General features: G+C 60.5%; 16 protein-coding genes. 5 read left to right on the top strand and 11 right to left on the bottom strand.

Annotated elements, in window-relative coordinates:
- Window positions 1-43: 43 nt before the first annotated feature.
- The 8 genes from V5E99_RS09315 to pcaR form a co-directional block, all read right to left on the bottom strand.
- Complete coding sequence (locus V5E99_RS09315) at window positions 44-1,348, bottom strand: MFS family transporter (protein WP_499802187.1); 1,305 nt, start codon at window positions 1,346-1,348, stop codon at window positions 44-46.
- A 163-nt stretch (window positions 1,349-1,511) separates the two neighbouring features.
- The gene (gene pcaG, locus V5E99_RS09310) at window positions 1,512-2,078 is read right to left on the bottom strand and encodes a protocatechuate 3,4-dioxygenase subunit alpha (protein ID WP_499802186.1); all 567 of its coding nucleotides are present in this window, start codon (window positions 2,076-2,078) and stop codon (window positions 1,512-1,514) included.
- A gap of 1 nt (window position 2,079) precedes the next feature.
- A complete protein-coding gene (gene pcaH, locus V5E99_RS09305) occupies window positions 2,080-2,784 on the bottom strand; it encodes a protocatechuate 3,4-dioxygenase subunit beta (RefSeq protein WP_499802185.1) in 705 nt (234 codons plus the stop codon).
- A 34-nt stretch (window positions 2,785-2,818) separates the two neighbouring features.
- Entirely contained in the window at window positions 2,819-4,021 is a 1,203-nt protein-coding gene (gene pcaF / locus V5E99_RS09300; protein ID WP_499802184.1) for a 3-oxoadipyl-CoA thiolase, read from the bottom strand.
- Window positions 4,021-4,800: a CoA-transferase subunit beta gene (locus tag V5E99_RS09295; protein ID WP_499802183.1), complete on the bottom strand. Its 780-nt coding sequence runs from the start codon at window positions 4,798-4,800 to the stop codon at window positions 4,021-4,023. Before V5E99_RS09295 ends, pcaF begins: the two co-directional genes overlap by 1 nt.
- Window positions 4,800-5,657, bottom strand: a complete 858-nt coding sequence (locus V5E99_RS09290) for a CoA transferase subunit A (RefSeq protein ID WP_201195364.1) — start codon at window positions 5,655-5,657, stop codon at window positions 4,800-4,802. Before V5E99_RS09290 ends, V5E99_RS09295 begins: the two co-directional genes overlap by 1 nt.
- Before the next feature lie 274 nt (window positions 5,658-5,931).
- The gene (gene pcaK / locus V5E99_RS09285) at window positions 5,932-7,278 is read right to left on the bottom strand and encodes a 4-hydroxybenzoate transporter PcaK (protein ID WP_499802182.1); all 1,347 of its coding nucleotides are present in this window, start codon (window positions 7,276-7,278) and stop codon (window positions 5,932-5,934) included.
- A gap of 200 nt (window positions 7,279-7,478) precedes the next feature.
- A complete protein-coding gene (gene pcaR, locus V5E99_RS09280; RefSeq protein ID WP_499802181.1) occupies window positions 7,479-8,321 on the bottom strand; it encodes a pca regulon transcriptional regulator PcaR in 843 nt (280 codons plus the stop codon).
- 416 nt (window positions 8,322-8,737) lie between these two features.
- Between pcaR and V5E99_RS09275 the strand changes: the two genes are divergently transcribed.
- Window positions 8,738-9,196, top strand: a complete 459-nt coding sequence (locus V5E99_RS09275) for a hypothetical protein (protein ID WP_499802180.1) — start codon at window positions 8,738-8,740, stop codon at window positions 9,194-9,196.
- 376 nt (window positions 9,197-9,572) lie between these two features.
- The gene (locus V5E99_RS09270) at window positions 9,573-11,048 is read left to right on the top strand and encodes an inorganic phosphate transporter (RefSeq protein ID WP_499802179.1); all 1,476 of its coding nucleotides are present in this window, start codon (window positions 9,573-9,575) and stop codon (window positions 11,046-11,048) included.
- Between the two features lie 272 nt (window positions 11,049-11,320).
- Here V5E99_RS09270 and ccoM read toward each other — a convergent pair whose 3' ends face one another.
- The gene (gene ccoM / locus V5E99_RS09265; protein WP_054046898.1) at window positions 11,321-11,434 is read right to left on the bottom strand and encodes a cytochrome c oxidase subunit CcoM; all 114 of its coding nucleotides are present in this window, start codon (window positions 11,432-11,434) and stop codon (window positions 11,321-11,323) included.
- Window positions 11,435-11,577: 143 nt separating this feature from the next.
- The gene (locus V5E99_RS09260) at window positions 11,578-11,739 is read right to left on the bottom strand and encodes a hypothetical protein (protein ID WP_008016476.1); all 162 of its coding nucleotides are present in this window, start codon (window positions 11,737-11,739) and stop codon (window positions 11,578-11,580) included.
- A 137-nt stretch (window positions 11,740-11,876) separates the two neighbouring features.
- Here V5E99_RS09260 and V5E99_RS09255 point away from each other — a divergent pair, with 137 nt between their 5' ends.
- The 3 genes from V5E99_RS09255 to V5E99_RS09245 all read left to right on the top strand — a co-directional run bounded on the left by V5E99_RS09255 (window position 11,877) and on the right by V5E99_RS09245 (window position 14,516).
- Entirely contained in the window at window positions 11,877-12,770 is an 894-nt protein-coding gene (locus tag V5E99_RS09255; RefSeq protein ID WP_499802177.1) for a LysR substrate-binding domain-containing protein, read from the top strand.
- An 88-nt stretch (window positions 12,771-12,858) separates the two neighbouring features.
- Window positions 12,859-13,329 carry a RidA family protein gene (locus tag V5E99_RS09250; RefSeq protein WP_499802176.1) on the top strand — a complete coding sequence of 157 codons (471 nt, stop codon included), beginning with the start codon at window positions 12,859-12,861 and terminating at the stop codon, window positions 13,327-13,329.
- Window positions 13,326-14,516: an aminotransferase class V-fold PLP-dependent enzyme gene (locus tag V5E99_RS09245; protein ID WP_499802175.1), complete on the top strand. Its 1,191-nt coding sequence runs from the start codon at window positions 13,326-13,328 to the stop codon at window positions 14,514-14,516. The genes V5E99_RS09250 and V5E99_RS09245 overlap by 4 nt, the downstream gene beginning before the upstream one ends.
- A 40-nt stretch (window positions 14,517-14,556) precedes the next feature.
- Here V5E99_RS09245 and V5E99_RS09240 read toward each other — a convergent pair whose 3' ends face one another.
- A complete protein-coding gene (locus V5E99_RS09240) occupies window positions 14,557-14,898 on the bottom strand; it encodes a hypothetical protein (protein ID WP_499802174.1) in 342 nt (113 codons plus the stop codon).
- Between the last annotated feature and the right edge of the window lie 102 nt (window positions 14,899-15,000).

Here is a 15,000-nt window from a genome sequence, read left to right as displayed (position 1 = left end):
ACAATCCTTGAGGACGTGGGCCGCTGAGGCCCACGGGTAGAGATCAAAGGTCGTGGTGCAAATACTTGGCTTGTCTGGGCAGGCGCAGGCTGAACAGGAACGCCACCGCCATCATCACCGTGACGTACCAGTAGAAGGTGTTTTCCATGCCCACGGCTTTGAGGCTCAGGGCCACGTATTCCGCCGAACCACCGAAGATCGCATTCGCCACCGCGTAAGCCAGGCCAACGCCCAAGGCGCGCACTTCCGGCGGGAACATTTCGGCTTTCACCAAGCCGCTGATCGAGGTGTAGAAACTGACGATCGCCAGCGCCACGGTAATCAGCGCAAAGGCCAGGAACGGGCTGCTGATGCTTTTCAGACTCAGCAAAATCGGCACGGTGAACAACGTCCCCAACGCACCGAACCACAGCATCGAGTTACGTCGGCCGATCTTGTCCGCGAGCATCCCGAACAGCGGCTGCATGCACATATAAAGAAACAGCGCGCCGGTCATGATGTAGCTGGCGGTCTTGGCGTTCATACCGGCGGTGTTCACCAGGTATTTCTGCATATAGGTGGTGAAGGTGTAGAAAATCAGCGAGCCACCGGCGGTGTAACCGAGCACGGTGATGAACGCGGCTTTGTGGTCGCGAAACAGCGCCATGATGCTGCCGGCGTCCTTGTTTTCGCGCATTTCCTTGCTGGTGGTTTCCTTGAGCGAACGACGCAGGAACAGCGAGATCACCGCCGCCACCGCACCAACCACAAACGGAATCCGCCAGCCGTAGGCGCGCAGATCATCTTCGGTGAGGAACTGTTGCAGGATCACCACCAGCGACACCGCCAGCAGTTGCCCGCCAATCAGCGTCACGTACTGGAACGAGGCGAAGAAACCACGCTGGCCCTTGAGCGCGACTTCGCTCATATAGGTCGCGGTGGTGCCGTACTCCCCGCCTACCGACAAACCTTGCAGCAGTCGCGCAAACAGCAGCAGAAGCGGCGCCCACACGCCGATGCTGGCGTAAGTCGGCAAACAGGCGATGAGCAATGAGCCGAAGCACATCATCAGCACCGAAATCATCATCGATGTCTTGCGGCCCTTTTTGTCCGCCAGCCGGCCGAAAATCCAGCCGCCAATCGGCCGCATCAGGAACCCGGCGGCGAACACACCGGCGGTGTTGACCAGTTGTACCGTGGGGTTATCGGAGGGGAAAAAGGCTGGTGCGAAATAGATGGCACAGAAGGCATACACGTAAAAGTCGAACCATTCGACCAGGTTGCCGGACGAGGCGCCGACAATCGCAAAAATCCGTTTGCTGCGCTCCTCACCCGTGTAGTGCTCTGTTGAAGCCGTAGTTGTTGTCATTGTTTTTCACTCAATGGGGACAGTGAGAGTCTAGACACACTTCGCAACAGTCCTGTTCCACAGTACCGAAACATCAAAAGATCGCAGCCTTCGGCAGCTCCTACATTGGTACGGCGTACACCCTGTAGGAACTGCCGAAGGCTGCGATCTTTTGATCTTGATCTCAATAATCGAAAAACACCGTCTCCGCATCGGTGCCCTGCAAAATCACATTCCACTGATAAACACCGGACGCATCAGCCTTCGCCAGCAACGTACTGCGGCGCTCAGCCGGCACGCACTCCAAGAGCGAGTCCGAAACATTCGCCGGCTCGCCATCAAAGTAAATCCTCGTCAGCAAGTGCTTCACCAATCCACGGGCAAACACCAGCACCACCAGATGCGGCGCCTGGGTCGAACCGTTCAGGCCTTCAACCGTGCCTGGCTTGATCGTGGTGAAGCGAAACCGTCCTTCGGCATCCACCGGCACCCGGCCAAAGCCTTCGAAGTGCGGGTCCAGGGGTTTGTCCTGTTCGTCTTCGGGGTGGTCGTACTTGCCGGCGGCGTTGGCCTGCCAGACTTCCAGCATCGCGTCGTTGACGAAATCACCGTTGCCATCGACGACTTGCCCGGTGATCGCCACGCGTTGGCCGAGGGTCTGTTCGACAGTCAGGTCTTCGCGGTTCAGCCAGGTCAGGCCGATGTGGTAATACGGCCCGACGGTGTGGGACGTGGTCGCGTTCAGCGTCATCTTATTTCTCCATCGGCGTGGCTTCGCGGCCGCGCAAGATGATGTCCCAACGGTAACCGAGGGCGTAGGAAGGGATGGTTTTTTCCAGGTCGAAACGGGCGATCAAGCGTTCTTTGGCGCTCGTATCCGGTACGCAGTTGTAGATCGGGTCGTAGGCCAGCAACGGGTCGCCCGGGAAATACATCTGGGTCACCAGCCGCGTCAGGATGCTCGGCCCGAACAACGAGAAATGGATGTGCGCCGGGCGCCAGGCGTTGTGATGATTGCCCCACGGGTAGGCGCCGGGCTTGATGGTCTGGAACTGATACCAGCCGTCGGCGTCGGTCACGGTGCGGCCAGTGCCGGTGAAGTTCGGGTCCAGCGGCGCGTCGTGCAAGTCGCGGGCATGGTTGTAGCGACCGGCGGCGTTGGCCTGCCAGATCTCCACCAGAATCCCCGGCACCGGCAAGCCGTCTTCATCGAGCACGCGGCCATGGATGATGATGCGCTCGCCCAATGGCTCGCCCCTGTGCTGGGCGGTCAGGTCGTTGTCCTGCGGGTTGATGCGCTCGGCGCCGATGGTCGGACCGGTGATTTCCGACAACGAATGGGGCAGAAACACCAACGGTTTGGACGGCGAGCGCTTGTTGGTGGATTGATAGGTCGGGTGCAGGTATTGCGGCTGGGTGCCTTCTTGCGGACGACGGTAACCAGGCTTGTCAGTCATTTCGCTTTCCTCTGTTCTTATTAGTCGGCGGCTGTCAGACGCGTTCGATGGCGAGTGCCAGACCCTGGCCAACGCCGACGCACATGGTCGCCAGACCTTTCTTGCCACCGGTTTTTTCCAGTTGATGCAGTGCGGTCAGCACCAGGCGTGCACCGCTCATGCCCAACGGATGGCCCAAGGCAATGGCGCCGCCGTTTGGGTTGACCTGGGCTGCATCGTCGGCGATCCCCAGTTCACGCAACACCGCCAAACCCTGGCTGGCGAACGCTTCATTGAGTTCGATCACATCGAAATCGCTGACGGCCAGGCCCAGACGCTCGGTGAGTTTGCGCACCGCCGGTACCGGGCCGATGCCCATCACTCGCGGGGCAACCCCGGCGCTCGCCATGCCCAGCACTTTGGCGCGGGCGGTCAAACCGTGTTGCTTCACCGCGTCGGCGGACGCCAGAATCAACGCCGCCGCGCCGTCGTTCACACCGGAGGCATTGCCGGCGGTCACGGTTTTGTCGGGGCCGTTGACCGGTTTGAGTTTGGCCAGGGTGTCCAGGGTGGTGTCGGCGCGCGGATGTTCGTCCTGGGTGACGACGGTCTCGCCTTTTTTGTGGGCAATTCGCACTTCCACAATTTCTTCGGCGAAAAATCCTGCAGCTTGCGCGGCGGCGGTGCGCTGCTGACTGCGCAGGGCGAAAGCGTCCTGATCCTCGCGAGAAATGTCGTAATCGTCGGCCACGTTGTCAGCGGTTTGCGGCATCGCATCGACGCCGTACCGGGCTTTCATCAACGGGTTGATAAAACGCCAGCCGATGGTGGTGTCTTCCAGCTTCATGTTGCGCGAGAACGCCGCATCAGCCTTGCCCATCACGAACGGCGCGCGGGACATCGATTCGACACCACCAGCAATCGCCAGCTCCATCTCGCCGCTGGCAATCGCCCGGAACGCGGTGCCAATGGCGTCCATGCCCGACGCGCAGAGACGATTGAGTGTGACGCCTGGAATGCTTTCCGGCAGCCCCGCCAGCAGCAGCGCCATGCGCGCCACGTTGCGGTTATCTTCGCCGGCCTGGTTGGCGCAGCCGAGAAATACCTCGTCCACCGCACTCCAGTCCACCGACGGGTTGCGTTCCATCAGTGCCTTGATCGGCACGGCGGCCAGGTCGTCGGCGCGAACGGCCGACAAGCCACCGCCGAAACGGCCGATGGGCGTGCGAATCGCATCGCAGATATAAACGTCACGCATCACGCTTCTCCGGGGGCTTGGCCATGGGCCGCAGCGGTGCGGGCTTCCAGATCCCGCAGCGCCTTGAGTTCAACCTCGGTGGGTTCGGCGGTGGTTTCAACGTGTTCGGCAAAACGAATCGCCCAACCGGTGGCCGCCGTGACTTGCTCGCGGGTCACGCCCGGATGCAGCGCGGTGACCACGAATTCATGGGTCTCGGCTTCCGGTTCCATGATGCACAGGTCGGTAATGATGCCGACCGGCCCGGCACCCGGCAGGCCCAGACGCTTGCGCGAATCGCCGCCCTCGCCATGGCCGACCGAGGTGATGAAGTCGAGTTTGTCGACAAACGAACGCGCCGACTGTTTAAGGATGATCAACACGCTCTTGGCCGAACCGGCAATCTCCGGCGCGCCCCCGGCACCCGGCAGGCGCACTTTGGGCTGGTGATAATCGCCCACGACCGTGGTGTTGATATTGCCGAAGCGGTCAACCTGCGCGGCGCCGAGAAAACCGACGTCGATGCGCCCGCCCTGCAACCAATAGCGAAAAATCTCACCGGTCGGCACGACAGTGTCAGCGGTTTCCGCCAGTTCACCGTCACCAATCGACAGCGGCAACACACTCGGCTTGGCGCCGATCGGACCCGACTCGTAGATAAGGACGACATCCGGCGAGGAAGTGAGCCGCGCCAGGTTGGCCGCTTTCGACGGTAGGCCAATGCCGACGAAGCATACCGAACCATTTTTCAAACGGCGGGCGGCGGCGACGGTCATCATTTCATTGGTGGTGTACGTCATTACTTGGCCTCCGAAGCAGCGGCCAGTTTGGCCTGGAACTCGCTAAAGTCAGCGCAGCCGTGGATGTACTCGTTGATCCACGCAGTGAAGGTGTCGCGGTCCCGGGCAATCGGGTCCCAGGCCTGGTAGAAGCGGTTATCGCGTTCGTTGTAGCCGTGGGCGTAGGACGGATGCGCGCCGCCAGGGACGTGGCAAACCGCGCTCAAGGCCCAGGTCGGCAGCACACAGGCGTTCATCGGTGCATTGAGGTCGTCGACGATTTCTTCGACGGTGACGATGCAGCGCTTGGCAGCCAGCGCAGCTTCTTTCTGCACGCCGAGGATGCCCCACAGCAGCACGTTGCCCTTGCGGTCAGCCTTTTGCGCGTGGATCACGGTGATGTCCGGGCGCACCGAAGGCACGGCGGCCAGTACTTCACCAGTGAACGGGCAGGTCACGGTTTTGATCAGCGGGTTGACCTTCGGCAGGTCGGAACCGGCGTAGGCCCGCAGCACGGCGAACGGTAGGCCGGAGGCGCCAGCGACGTAGGCATTGGCCAGGTCGGCGTGGCTGTGTTCTTCGATTTCCAGTGGGTGCGGCCACTGTTTCTCGACGGCGTCGCGCAGACGATGCAGCGAGCCAACGCCAGGGTTGCCGCCCCAGGAGAAAATCAGCTTGCGAGCACAACCGGCACCGATCAACTGGTCGTAGATCAAGTCAGGCGTCATCCGCACCAGCGTCAGATCTTTCTTGCCCTGGCGAATGATTTCATGACCCGCCGCCGTCGGAATCAGGTGAGTGAAGCCTTCGAGCGCGACGGTATCGCCGTCGTTGACGAATTGCTTCACCGCGTCGTGCAGCGAAAGGATTTCAGCCATGGGGCAGGCTCCCGTTTTGTTGTGAACCGACAGTGGAAGAAAAAGGCGCGAGGTTCAGCGCCGAAGTCACTGAAGGTTAAGCCGCTGAAAATCGCCGAACAATCCGATAATCGACTGAGTGTTCGTTTATCGAACAGATTGTTGTAGGGCTATCGATCTGTGTTGTTCCAAAAAGATCGCAGCCTTCGGCAGCTCCTACGGGCGTGCACATCCCACTGCAGGAGCTGCCGAAGGCTGCGATCTTTTCCCACAACACCGCTATCTCAACCTGGAATCAGGTCGCATCCGCATGACTGACCATGCCCTTGATCACCACCGCCGTGGTCGCCAATGCCGCCGGAATCACCAACGCTGTCAGCACCTGTTCGAAATTCCAGCCCAGGCCCAGCAACGTCGCGCCCATCCACGCACCGAGGATCGCGCCGAAACGGCCGATCCCGAGCATCCACGACACCCCGGTCGCCCGGCCCTGGGTCGGATAAAACCGCGCCGCCAGTGAAGGCATCGCCGATTGCGCACCGTTGACGCACATCCCGGCCACCAGCACCAACGTCGCCAGCAGCGTGATGTGGCCCAGGCTCTGCCCGACCGCGTAGGCAAACACCCCGGCCAGCAGGTAGAAAGTGCCGATGACCTTGTGCGGATTGAACCGGTCCATCGCCCAGCCCACACCGACCGCGCTCAATACCCCGCCGAACTGGAACAGCGCGCCGATGAAAGCGGCTTGCTCCATGCTCGCGCCGCTGTCACGCATCAGGGTCGGCAGCCAACTGGTCAGCAGGTACACGATCACCAGGCCCATGAAATAGGTCAGCCACAACAGCAAGGTGCCGGTGCTGTAGGTGCCGGAGAAGATCACCGCGAACACGTTGCGCGCCTTCACGGTTTTTTGTTCCGGGACGCTGAAGCTGGACGCCTGAGCCACCACCACCGGGTCGATCGGCGCCAGGGTTTTGCGTACTTTGTCAGTGCCGCGATTACGGACTACAAGGTAACGCGCCGATTCCGGCAGCCAGAACAGCAAAACCACGGCAAGGATCAGCGGCAGAATCCCACCGATCAGCAGCAGGCTATGCCAGCCGAACGCCGGGATCAGCTTGGCCGAGATAAACCCGCCACCGGCCATGCCAAGGTTGAAGCCGCAGAACATGCTGGTCACCAGCAAGGATTTCTTGCGCTCCGGGGTGTATTCCGACAACAGCGTGGTAGCGTTCGGCATGCCGGCGCCCAGGCCCAGGCCGGTGAGGAAACGCAGCACCAGCAATTGATCAACGTTGCTGCTGTAGGCCGAAGCCAGGCTGAAGATGCCGAACAGAAACACCGCCCCCACCAGTACGACTTTTCGCCCGAAGCGGTCAGCCAACGGGCCGGAACCCAGTGCGCCGAATACCATGCCGATCAGCGCCGCACTCATCACCGGGCCGAGGCTGGCGCGGTCGATGCCCCAGTCCTGGGACAGTGCTGGCGCGATGAAGCCCATGGCTGCGGTGTCGAGGCCATCGAGGAAAACGATCAGGAAACACAGGATCACCACTCGCCACTGATAGCGCGAAATGGGTTGGGCATTGATGAAGGACTGCACGTCGAGGCAGTTGCCAACAGCAGACTGAGGCTGATTCATTATTTTTATTCCACGCAACGAACGCGTGGCCTCTTCTCATTATTATGGGGGGTCGTCGTCCAGCGATTGACCGAGGGCCAACAGTGCCGGATGACGCTGCCGCGACATTAATGATCCGAGGGAAACAGCGTCAATTCGATAAACGCGACTCTGTGCGTTTATCGAACAGCTTAGGCGAAGACCGCTTATGCAAAGACCGCTTATGCAAAGAGTTGTGCACTGAGGTCGCGACTGGCACTCAGCAAACCGGGCAGGAAGCGTTGCTCCAGCTCGGTGCGGCTGACCCGCCCGGCGTGGGTACTGACATTGAGCGCCGCCACCACCTGGCCGGAAGCGTCGTACACCGGAACCGCAATCGAGCGCAGGCCTTGTTCCAGTTCCTGATCGACGATGCACCAGCCTTGCTGCCGCACCTCATGCAGGCATTCGAGCAAGGCCTCGGGGGTGTGCAGTGTGCGGCTGGTCTTCGCCTGGAATTCCGCATGGTCGAGGTATTCGCCGAGCGTCGTGTCATCCAGCGCCGCCAGCAGAATGCGGCCCATGGAAGTGCAATAGGCCGGCAGACGCCCGCCCACCGACAGGTCCACGGAAATAAGGCGTTGGGTGGTTGCTGAGCGGGCGATGTAGAGAATGTCGTCGCCTTCCAGGGTGGCCATGTTGCAGGCCTCATGGAGTTGCTCGCTCATGCGATCCAGGTACGGTTGCGCGGACACCGCCAGCGGCGTCGAGGACACATAGGCATGGCCCAGGGTCAGCACTTTGGGGAGCAGCGAATAGGTTCGACCGTCCGTGGTGGCGTAGCCGAGTTTGATCAGGGTATGTAGGCAACGTCGCACGGCGGCGCGGGGGATTTCCGTGCGGTGGCTGATTTGCGCGATGGTCAAGTGACGCTTGCGCTCCTGAAAGGCTTGCACCACCGCCAAGCCACGGGCCAGGGAGGTCATGAAGTCAGGGTCGCCAGTCAGCGCCTGGATTCGCTTGGCCGGCGAGGCGACGATCGGCGGCGCCACTGAGGTGAAGGAGTTGCGCAGTTGATCGTTCATATCAGGTCCTTTTCCTACACGGATCAGTGGCTATTACAAGCGGCTACCGGCCGGTGCACAAGCCACTGGCGTCAAGATTGGGCGATTATCGAACCGTCGACCGATAATCGCAATTGTCTGGCCGTTGACGGTCACGCACGTGCCGAGCCATTAAATGTTCTTACTCTTACGCGCTTGCAGACTTAAGCCGGCAATGTAATGAGTCGAACTTGTCCGACTTGTTGACGTCAGAAAGAGGGCGCTGAAATGTGAAATTCAGACACTCTAATTAGCGGTAAAAGTTGTGAGTAACAAAAACATCACACACTCCGAACCACTTTTAACTCTCTGGAGATAGTGTTCTTCGATTCGACCGCTATAATGCACCCCAGTGACCAGCCGGCTTATTACTTGCCGACTACGCCACCCGGAGCGCGATGTTCCATCGCCGCTACCCGCAGCAAGCGCCTGACGCTCATTCATATGCACCGCCAACGCGCTCGCTGAAACAGGACACTGAAGCTACGTCAGCTGTTTTTATCTGGTGCCGTGGCCGCCTGCAACATGGACCTGTTGATCACTCTGTCGTTAAAACCGATGCCTTTTTCCAGGCGTTGTCCTTTCGACGAACGTGGTCAATAAACTCGGTGCAGCGCGTTTCACCAGAATTTATCTCAACTCAATCAGGTAGCACTGTGACGAAAGACGAACTGCGCGCGGAACTTGAGCGCCAGGAACAACGTTACAAGGAAGTTTACGGCGGGGAAGTCACCACCTACGCCGCCCAGCCCGAACCGGAACGCAAACCCTGGCGTAAACGCGCTACCGTTCAGGATCAGGCCTTCACCCAGGAACTGCAGAAGATGGAAAAGGAACTCAAAGCCGAAGAGCCTTGACCGCCCCGGCCTGAATCCTTCAAGGGTCTGCGTCTGCTCCCGCTAAAAGCGCGGTGTATGGACCATGCCTTTCGCGCCCGCTACAAGCGGGCAGCGGCCGCCTCACCCACCGGATGAGGCAAATGGCGCATGTCCGACCCTCTTCTCAGATATTTCACACAAGCGTTTCAGCGCCTCATTCCCTCGAGAGAAACCCTTGTGGCCGCAGGCTTTTCAAATGAAATCAACAACTTGCAAAACCCAGTAAAAACCTGGGGCTTAGGGCTTTGCTACAAACTAATTCATTGAAGAATGTTACCGATGAGCAGCTAGTGCATCGATTTCCAGTCTTTTCTGGCATAATCGCGCCCCCTTACGACCGGGTCAGAAAACCTTCATGATCGATTTATTCAGCGGACTAGATGCTTGGGTGCTAGTGAGCCTCTTGCTCGCCCTGGCCTTTGTCCTCGCCTTCGAGTTCATCAACGGCTTTCATGACACCGCCAACGCGGTGGCCACTGTTATCTACACCAAAGCCATGCCGCCTCATCTGGCGGTGTTCTTTTCCGGTGTGTTCAACTTCCTCGGCGTGCTGCTGGGCGGTGTGGGCGTGGCCTATGCCATCGTCCATTTGCTGCCGGTAGAGCTGCTGATCAATGTGAACACCGGACACGGACTGGCCATGGTGTTCTCGTTGCTTGCCGCCGCCATCACCTGGAACCTGGGTACCTGGTACTTCGGTATCCCTGCCTCCAGTTCCCACACGCTGATCGGCTCGATCCTCGGTGTCGGCCTGGCCAACGCCCTGATCAACGACATTCCGTTGGCCGATGGCGTGAACTGGCAGAAGGCGATCGATATCGGCGCGTCCCTGGTGTTCTCGCCAATGGCCGGCTTCATCGTGGCCGCCCTGGTGCTGATCGGCCTTAAATGGTGGCGCCCGCTGTCGAAGATGCACAAGACGCCGGACCAGCGCCGCAAGCTCGACGACAAGAAGCACCCGCCGTTCTGGAATCGCCTGGTACTGGTGATTTCGGCGATGGCCGTGAGCTTCGTGCACGGTTCCAACGATGGCCAGAAAGGCATCGGCCTGATCATGCTGGTATTGATCGGTATCGTGCCGGCGCAGTTCGTACTCGACCTGAGCAGCACCACTTACCAGATCGAACGCACCCGCGATGCGACCCTGCACTTGAGCCAGTTCTACAAGCGCAACGCCGACACCCTGGGTGAATTCCTGGCGCTGGGCAAAAGCGTGGAAGGCGATCTGCCGGAGAAATTCCGTTGCAACCCGCAACAGACCGAACCGACCATCAGCGCCCTGCTCGACACCCTTAAAGGTGTCGCCGACTATCACTCGCTGTCGTCGGAAAGCCGCATTGAAGTGCGTCGTTACCTGCTCTGCCTGGACGACACTGCACGTAAAGTCGCCAAGCTGCCAGGCCTGCAAGCCCGCGAAAAGGCTGACCTGGACAAACTGCGCAAAGACCTGACCACCACCACCGAATACGCCCCGTTCTGGGTGATTCTGGCGGTCGCACTGGCCCTGGGCCTGGGCACCATGGTTGGCTGGAAACGCGTGGTCCTGACCATTGGCGAGAAGATCGGCAAGCAAGGCATGACTTACGCACAAGGCATGTCCGCGCAAATCACCACCGCGTGCATGATCGGCCTGGCCAACATCTTCAGCCTACCGGTGTCCACCACCCACGTCCTGTCTTCGGGTGTGGCCGGGACCATGGTCGCCAACAAAAGCGGCCTGCAAGGTGGCACGGTCAAAACCATCCTGCTGGCCTGGGTCCTGACCCTGCCCGCCACCGTGGCTTTGTCGGCCGGCCTGTTCTGGCTGGCATCGAAAGCACTGGGTAGCTGATACCTCGCGGCAACGAAAAAGGCGCGTTCCGTAAGGTTCGCGCCTTTTTCATGCCTGCCACTTTTCGCGGATGCTCCCGCCCCACCTGTAGGAGCGAGGCTTGCCCGCGAAGGCGGCGGAACTTCCAACATTGATGTTGCCTGGCACACCGCTTTCGCGGGCAAGCCTCGCTCCTACAGGGGATTGGTGCAGGCGGACAGATTTTTACAGGCAAAAAAAAGGGCAACCGAAGTTGCCCAAAATGCCTTGCGTGCTCATTGCTCTGGAAAGAACTACGGTTTGCGCTTATGCGAATCCTTCCAGATGAAATATCCAAACCCTGCGAAAAACAGAACCATGAGGCCGACTGTCAGCACTCCGGCGATCACCACGTTGTCGAAAAACATGACTGGCCTCCTGCACTTGCCCTGTTGCGATGGAGCTAAGTTAACCAATCAGGCAGGGGAGAAAATTGACCGGGATCAATGTCGCCCAAGACTGGGCGTAAAGGAGGGAAATAACTGACCTGCATCAATCGATGCAGGGGGTTTCAACGCTTTTTCGGTTTGTTTTTCGGCTTTTTCTTCGCTTTGCCCAACGGCATGGCTTGCTCGAACGCCTGGCGCACTTCGTTCAGGCGCTTGTCGTTGAGGTCATGAACCCGCTTGGCGCGTTCGGCATTGAGGTCGATCAGTTTGTCGTCTTGGCTCATGGTGTGCTGTGCATCGCGTGAACGGGATTGCGCCAATAATGCGGTCTGGCGCCCGTGCTGACCAGTCACTCGCGCGGCAAGGACTTAACAAAATATGTGCTCACGCCGATTTTTCACCGCACAATCGGCGCTTTGCGATGGACCCCAAGGACCCGACCGTGGAATTGCACCAGGACCTGCCGCCCCTGATGAGCCTGCGCGCCTTCGAGGCCGTGGCCCGCCATTTGAGTTTCATCAAGGCTGCCGATGAGCTGTCGGTGACCCAAAGTGCGATCAGCCATCAAGTGCAAAAACTTGAGCAATTCCTCAATCAGCGGCTGTTTATCCGCCGTACCCGGGCCATCGACCTGACAACCGCCGGCGAACGCTACTACCGCAAGATTCAACCGGCGCTGGCAGCCATTGCGGCGGCCACCCGCGAACTGCGCGGTGATGAGCAACAGCAAACCACCCTGCGCATCGGCCTCCTCGCCTCGTTCGCCACCCTGTGGCTGGCGCCGCGCCTGGCCGGTTTCAACGCGCGTTACCCGCAGATTCACGTGGAACTGCTACCGTCGGTGCAACTGGCCGATGTCAGTGGCGGCGAGGTGGATCTGGCGATCCGCTATGGCAAGGGCGGCTGGCCGAAGGTCCAGGCCCGACGCTTTATGCTGGAACAGCTGACGCCCGTGTGCAGCCCGGCGTTCAAGGCTCAGGGCGCCGATAACGGCCCGTTGCTGATGGCCAAATCCCTTCAGCCGTTCGAGTGGATCGACTGGAGTACATGCAACGGCGTTGATCTCACCCACTATCCCAACGTGATGCTCCACGACTACAACATCGTCGTCGAGGCCGCCGTGGCCGGCCAGGGCATCGCCATGGGCCGGCATCATTTGATCGAGCGCCGGCTCAAGGAAGGCGCGCTGGTCGAGGCCTTCGACACCCCGCCGTTCACTGGCGAAATCGGCTATTGGCTGGTCACCCCGGACCGCCCGCCCAATCATGCGGTGCAGTGCTTCGCGCAATGGTTGAGTGAAATCGTCGACGCATGAGTTATTTGGATACGTCGAATTAAATCTATCCGTTTGTCGCCCTCTCTCGACGCCAACATGCTGAGCCCTCCATTCAGGAGGATTCACCATGACCGATTCACTCGCCCAACGCGTCCAGCAACTTGGCCTGACCTTGCCGAGCCCGAGCCAGCCGATCGCCAACTACGTCAACCATGTGCTCAGTCAGAATCAGTTGTTTATTTCCGGGCAGATTCCGCTGCTTGACGGCAAACCGGCGTTCGTCGGCCGACTCGGTGAAGCAATCAGCGACGAAGAAGGGGCCAACGCCGCCGAACTGGCGGCGCTCGGTTTGCTCTCGCAACTCAGCCATGCGCTGGGTGATGACTTGGGCAAACTGGTGCGCATCATCCGCCTCGGCGTGTTCATTGCCAGCGCCGGGGATTTCAAAAACCAGGGCGCCGTGGCCAACGGTGCGTCCAACCTGCTGGTCAACGCCCTCGGCGAGAAAGGTCGGCACGTGCGCACAGCGGTCGGTGTTTCAAGCCTGCCGGGGGGCGTGGCAGTGGAAATCGACGCCATTTTCGAGTTGCGTCCATGAACCGCGCCGAAGTGGCGCGTTTGCGGGCGGCCACACCCGGTTGCGCCAGCGTGATCCACTTCAACCATGCCGGCGCCTCGCTGCCGAGCCAGGCGACCCTCGACGCCCTCCTCGGGCAACTGCAACGCGAAGCCCTCGGCGGCCCGATGGAGGCGGCCGATCAAAGCGTGCAGGCCCGCGCCCGAACAGCGGCGGCTACTTTGCTCAACAGCGAGCCGCAAGCCATTGCCTTCGCGAGCAGCGGCTCGGCGGCCTGGGGCATGGCGTTCAACGCCCTCGGGCCTTGGCAAAGCGGCGAACGGATTCTGGTTGGCCGCCACGAATGGGGCGGCAATCTGGCCTGCATCGCACGGGCCGTCGCCGCTGGCGCGCAGTTGGAAGTGATCCCTTGCGATGAAACCGGCGCGGTGTCCGTCGCCGCCCTCCAGCAAATGATCGACCCGAAGGTGAAGCTGATCGCCCTGACCTGGCTCCCCGCCAATGGTGGCCTGATCAACCCCGCCGAGGCGATTGGCGCGCTGGCGCGACAGCATGGCATTGCCTACTTCATCGACGCCGGCCAGGCGCTGGGGCAATTGCCTTGCGATGTACAAGCGCTGAACTGCGACGTGCTCAAGGGTGCCGGGCGCAAATTCCTTCGCGGGCCACGGGGAACCGCGCTGCTTTATATAAGGCCAGGGTTTATGGAGCGGCTCGAACCGACCCAACTGGATGTGCTTTCAGCCCCGTGGGATGGCGAAAGTTTCGCCCTGCGCGGCGATGCCCGGCGTTTTGAAACCAGCGAGGTGTCTGTGGCGCTGCTGGCCGGGTTGGCGAATGCACTGGAGGAATGCAACGCGTTGGGCCCGGCCACTATTCGTCAGCGGATCGATTCGTTGAGCCAGGATTTGCGCGAACGCCTTGCCACCCTCCCCGGCCTGACGCTGCACAACCTCGGCCCCACGGCTCATCAATCCGGCCTGATCGCGTTTACGCTCAAGGGTTGGGACAGTGTTGAGTTGAAGCAACGGTTGGCGCAGCGCGGGATCAACATCGGCGCCAACGGCGTGGCGTATACGCCCCTGGATATGCAGGCCAGAGGGTTGGAGAGCATTGCGCGGATTGCCGTGAGTTATTTGAACACCGAGGAGGAGATTGAGGTGTTGCTGGGGCGTTTGCGGGAATTGGCCGAGGGTGGCGGCGTCTGAAAAAGATCGCAGCCTTCGGCAGCTCCTACGGGGGCGGGATTTAGATCTGGATATCGACCCAAAGGCCCTGGCGTGGCTGGTCGTCGATCAGCGGCGCGACCGGCACGGTGTTGTCGGCGTTGAGCTCGTCACCGGGGATCGCCAGGTGTTCTTCCGGGTCTTCATCGGCTTCCTGGCGACGGCGATCCTGTTCCTGACGACGGCGCTGTTCCTCGCGCAGTTGCAGGGCGGCCTCTTCGGGGTCGCGTTTTTGCATGTCGATCGTGCTTTCGCTGGACCCTTCCTGCACCGGCACGACCGGCGGAATGTCCGGGCGCTGGCGAATCGGGTCGTGTTGCGAGGTGATCGGCACGGCACTCAAGGGCAGCATCGGTTGCAGCATAATTATTAGTCTCCTGTCTTCAGGCTGTCGGCTGAGCGGGTGGCGACTTGAGCCATCGGTCGCAAAGATGTGAACCGGTTGGCACTGTAAGAGCTGCCGAAG

The organism is Janthinobacterium sp. LPB2021202312-11-4 (genome assembly GCF_037049705.1).
Classification (GTDB): Bacteria; Pseudomonadota; Gammaproteobacteria; order Pseudomonadales; family Pseudomonadaceae; genus Aquipseudomonas.
This window is presented reverse-complemented; position numbering and strand designations above follow the sequence as displayed.

Bases quoted from the DNA above. Each gene is read 5' to 3' on its own strand.
- V5E99_RS09315 (WP_499802187.1), bottom strand. From the start codon at position 1,348: ATGACAACAACTACGGCTTCAACAGAGCACTACACGGGTGAGGAGCGC.
- pcaG (WP_499802186.1), bottom strand. From the start codon at position 2,078: ATGACGCTGAACGCGACCACGTCCCACACCGTCGGGCCGTATTACCAC.
- pcaH (WP_499802185.1), bottom strand. From the start codon at position 2,784: ATGACTGACAAGCCTGGTTACCGTCGTCCGCAAGAAGGCACCCAGCCG.
- pcaF (WP_499802184.1), bottom strand. From the start codon at position 4,021: ATGCGTGACGTTTATATCTGCGATGCGATTCGCACGCCCATCGGCCGT.
- V5E99_RS09295 (WP_499802183.1), bottom strand. From the start codon at position 4,800: ATGACGTACACCACCAATGAAATGATGACCGTCGCCGCCGCCCGCCGT.
- V5E99_RS09290 (WP_201195364.1), bottom strand. From the start codon at position 5,657: ATGGCTGAAATCCTTTCGCTGCACGACGCGGTGAAGCAATTCGTCAAC.
- pcaK (WP_499802182.1), bottom strand. From the start codon at position 7,278: ATGAATCAGCCTCAGTCTGCTGTTGGCAACTGCCTCGACGTGCAGTCC.
- pcaR (WP_499802181.1), bottom strand. From the start codon at position 8,321: ATGAACGATCAACTGCGCAACTCCTTCACCTCAGTGGCGCCGCCGATC.
- V5E99_RS09275 (WP_499802180.1), top strand. From the start codon at position 8,738: ATGTTCCATCGCCGCTACCCGCAGCAAGCGCCTGACGCTCATTCATAT.
- V5E99_RS09270 (WP_499802179.1), top strand. From the start codon at position 9,573: ATGATCGATTTATTCAGCGGACTAGATGCTTGGGTGCTAGTGAGCCTC.
- ccoM (WP_054046898.1), bottom strand. From the start codon at position 11,434: ATGTTTTTCGACAACGTGGTGATCGCCGGAGTGCTGACAGTCGGCCTC.
- V5E99_RS09260 (WP_008016476.1), bottom strand. From the start codon at position 11,739: ATGAGCCAAGACGACAAACTGATCGACCTCAATGCCGAACGCGCCAAG.
- V5E99_RS09255 (WP_499802177.1), top strand. From the start codon at position 11,877: ATGGACCCCAAGGACCCGACCGTGGAATTGCACCAGGACCTGCCGCCC.
- V5E99_RS09250 (WP_499802176.1), top strand. From the start codon at position 12,859: ATGACCGATTCACTCGCCCAACGCGTCCAGCAACTTGGCCTGACCTTG.
- V5E99_RS09245 (WP_499802175.1), top strand. From the start codon at position 13,326: ATGAACCGCGCCGAAGTGGCGCGTTTGCGGGCGGCCACACCCGGTTGC.
- V5E99_RS09240 (WP_499802174.1), bottom strand. From the start codon at position 14,898: ATGCTGCAACCGATGCTGCCCTTGAGTGCCGTGCCGATCACCTCGCAA.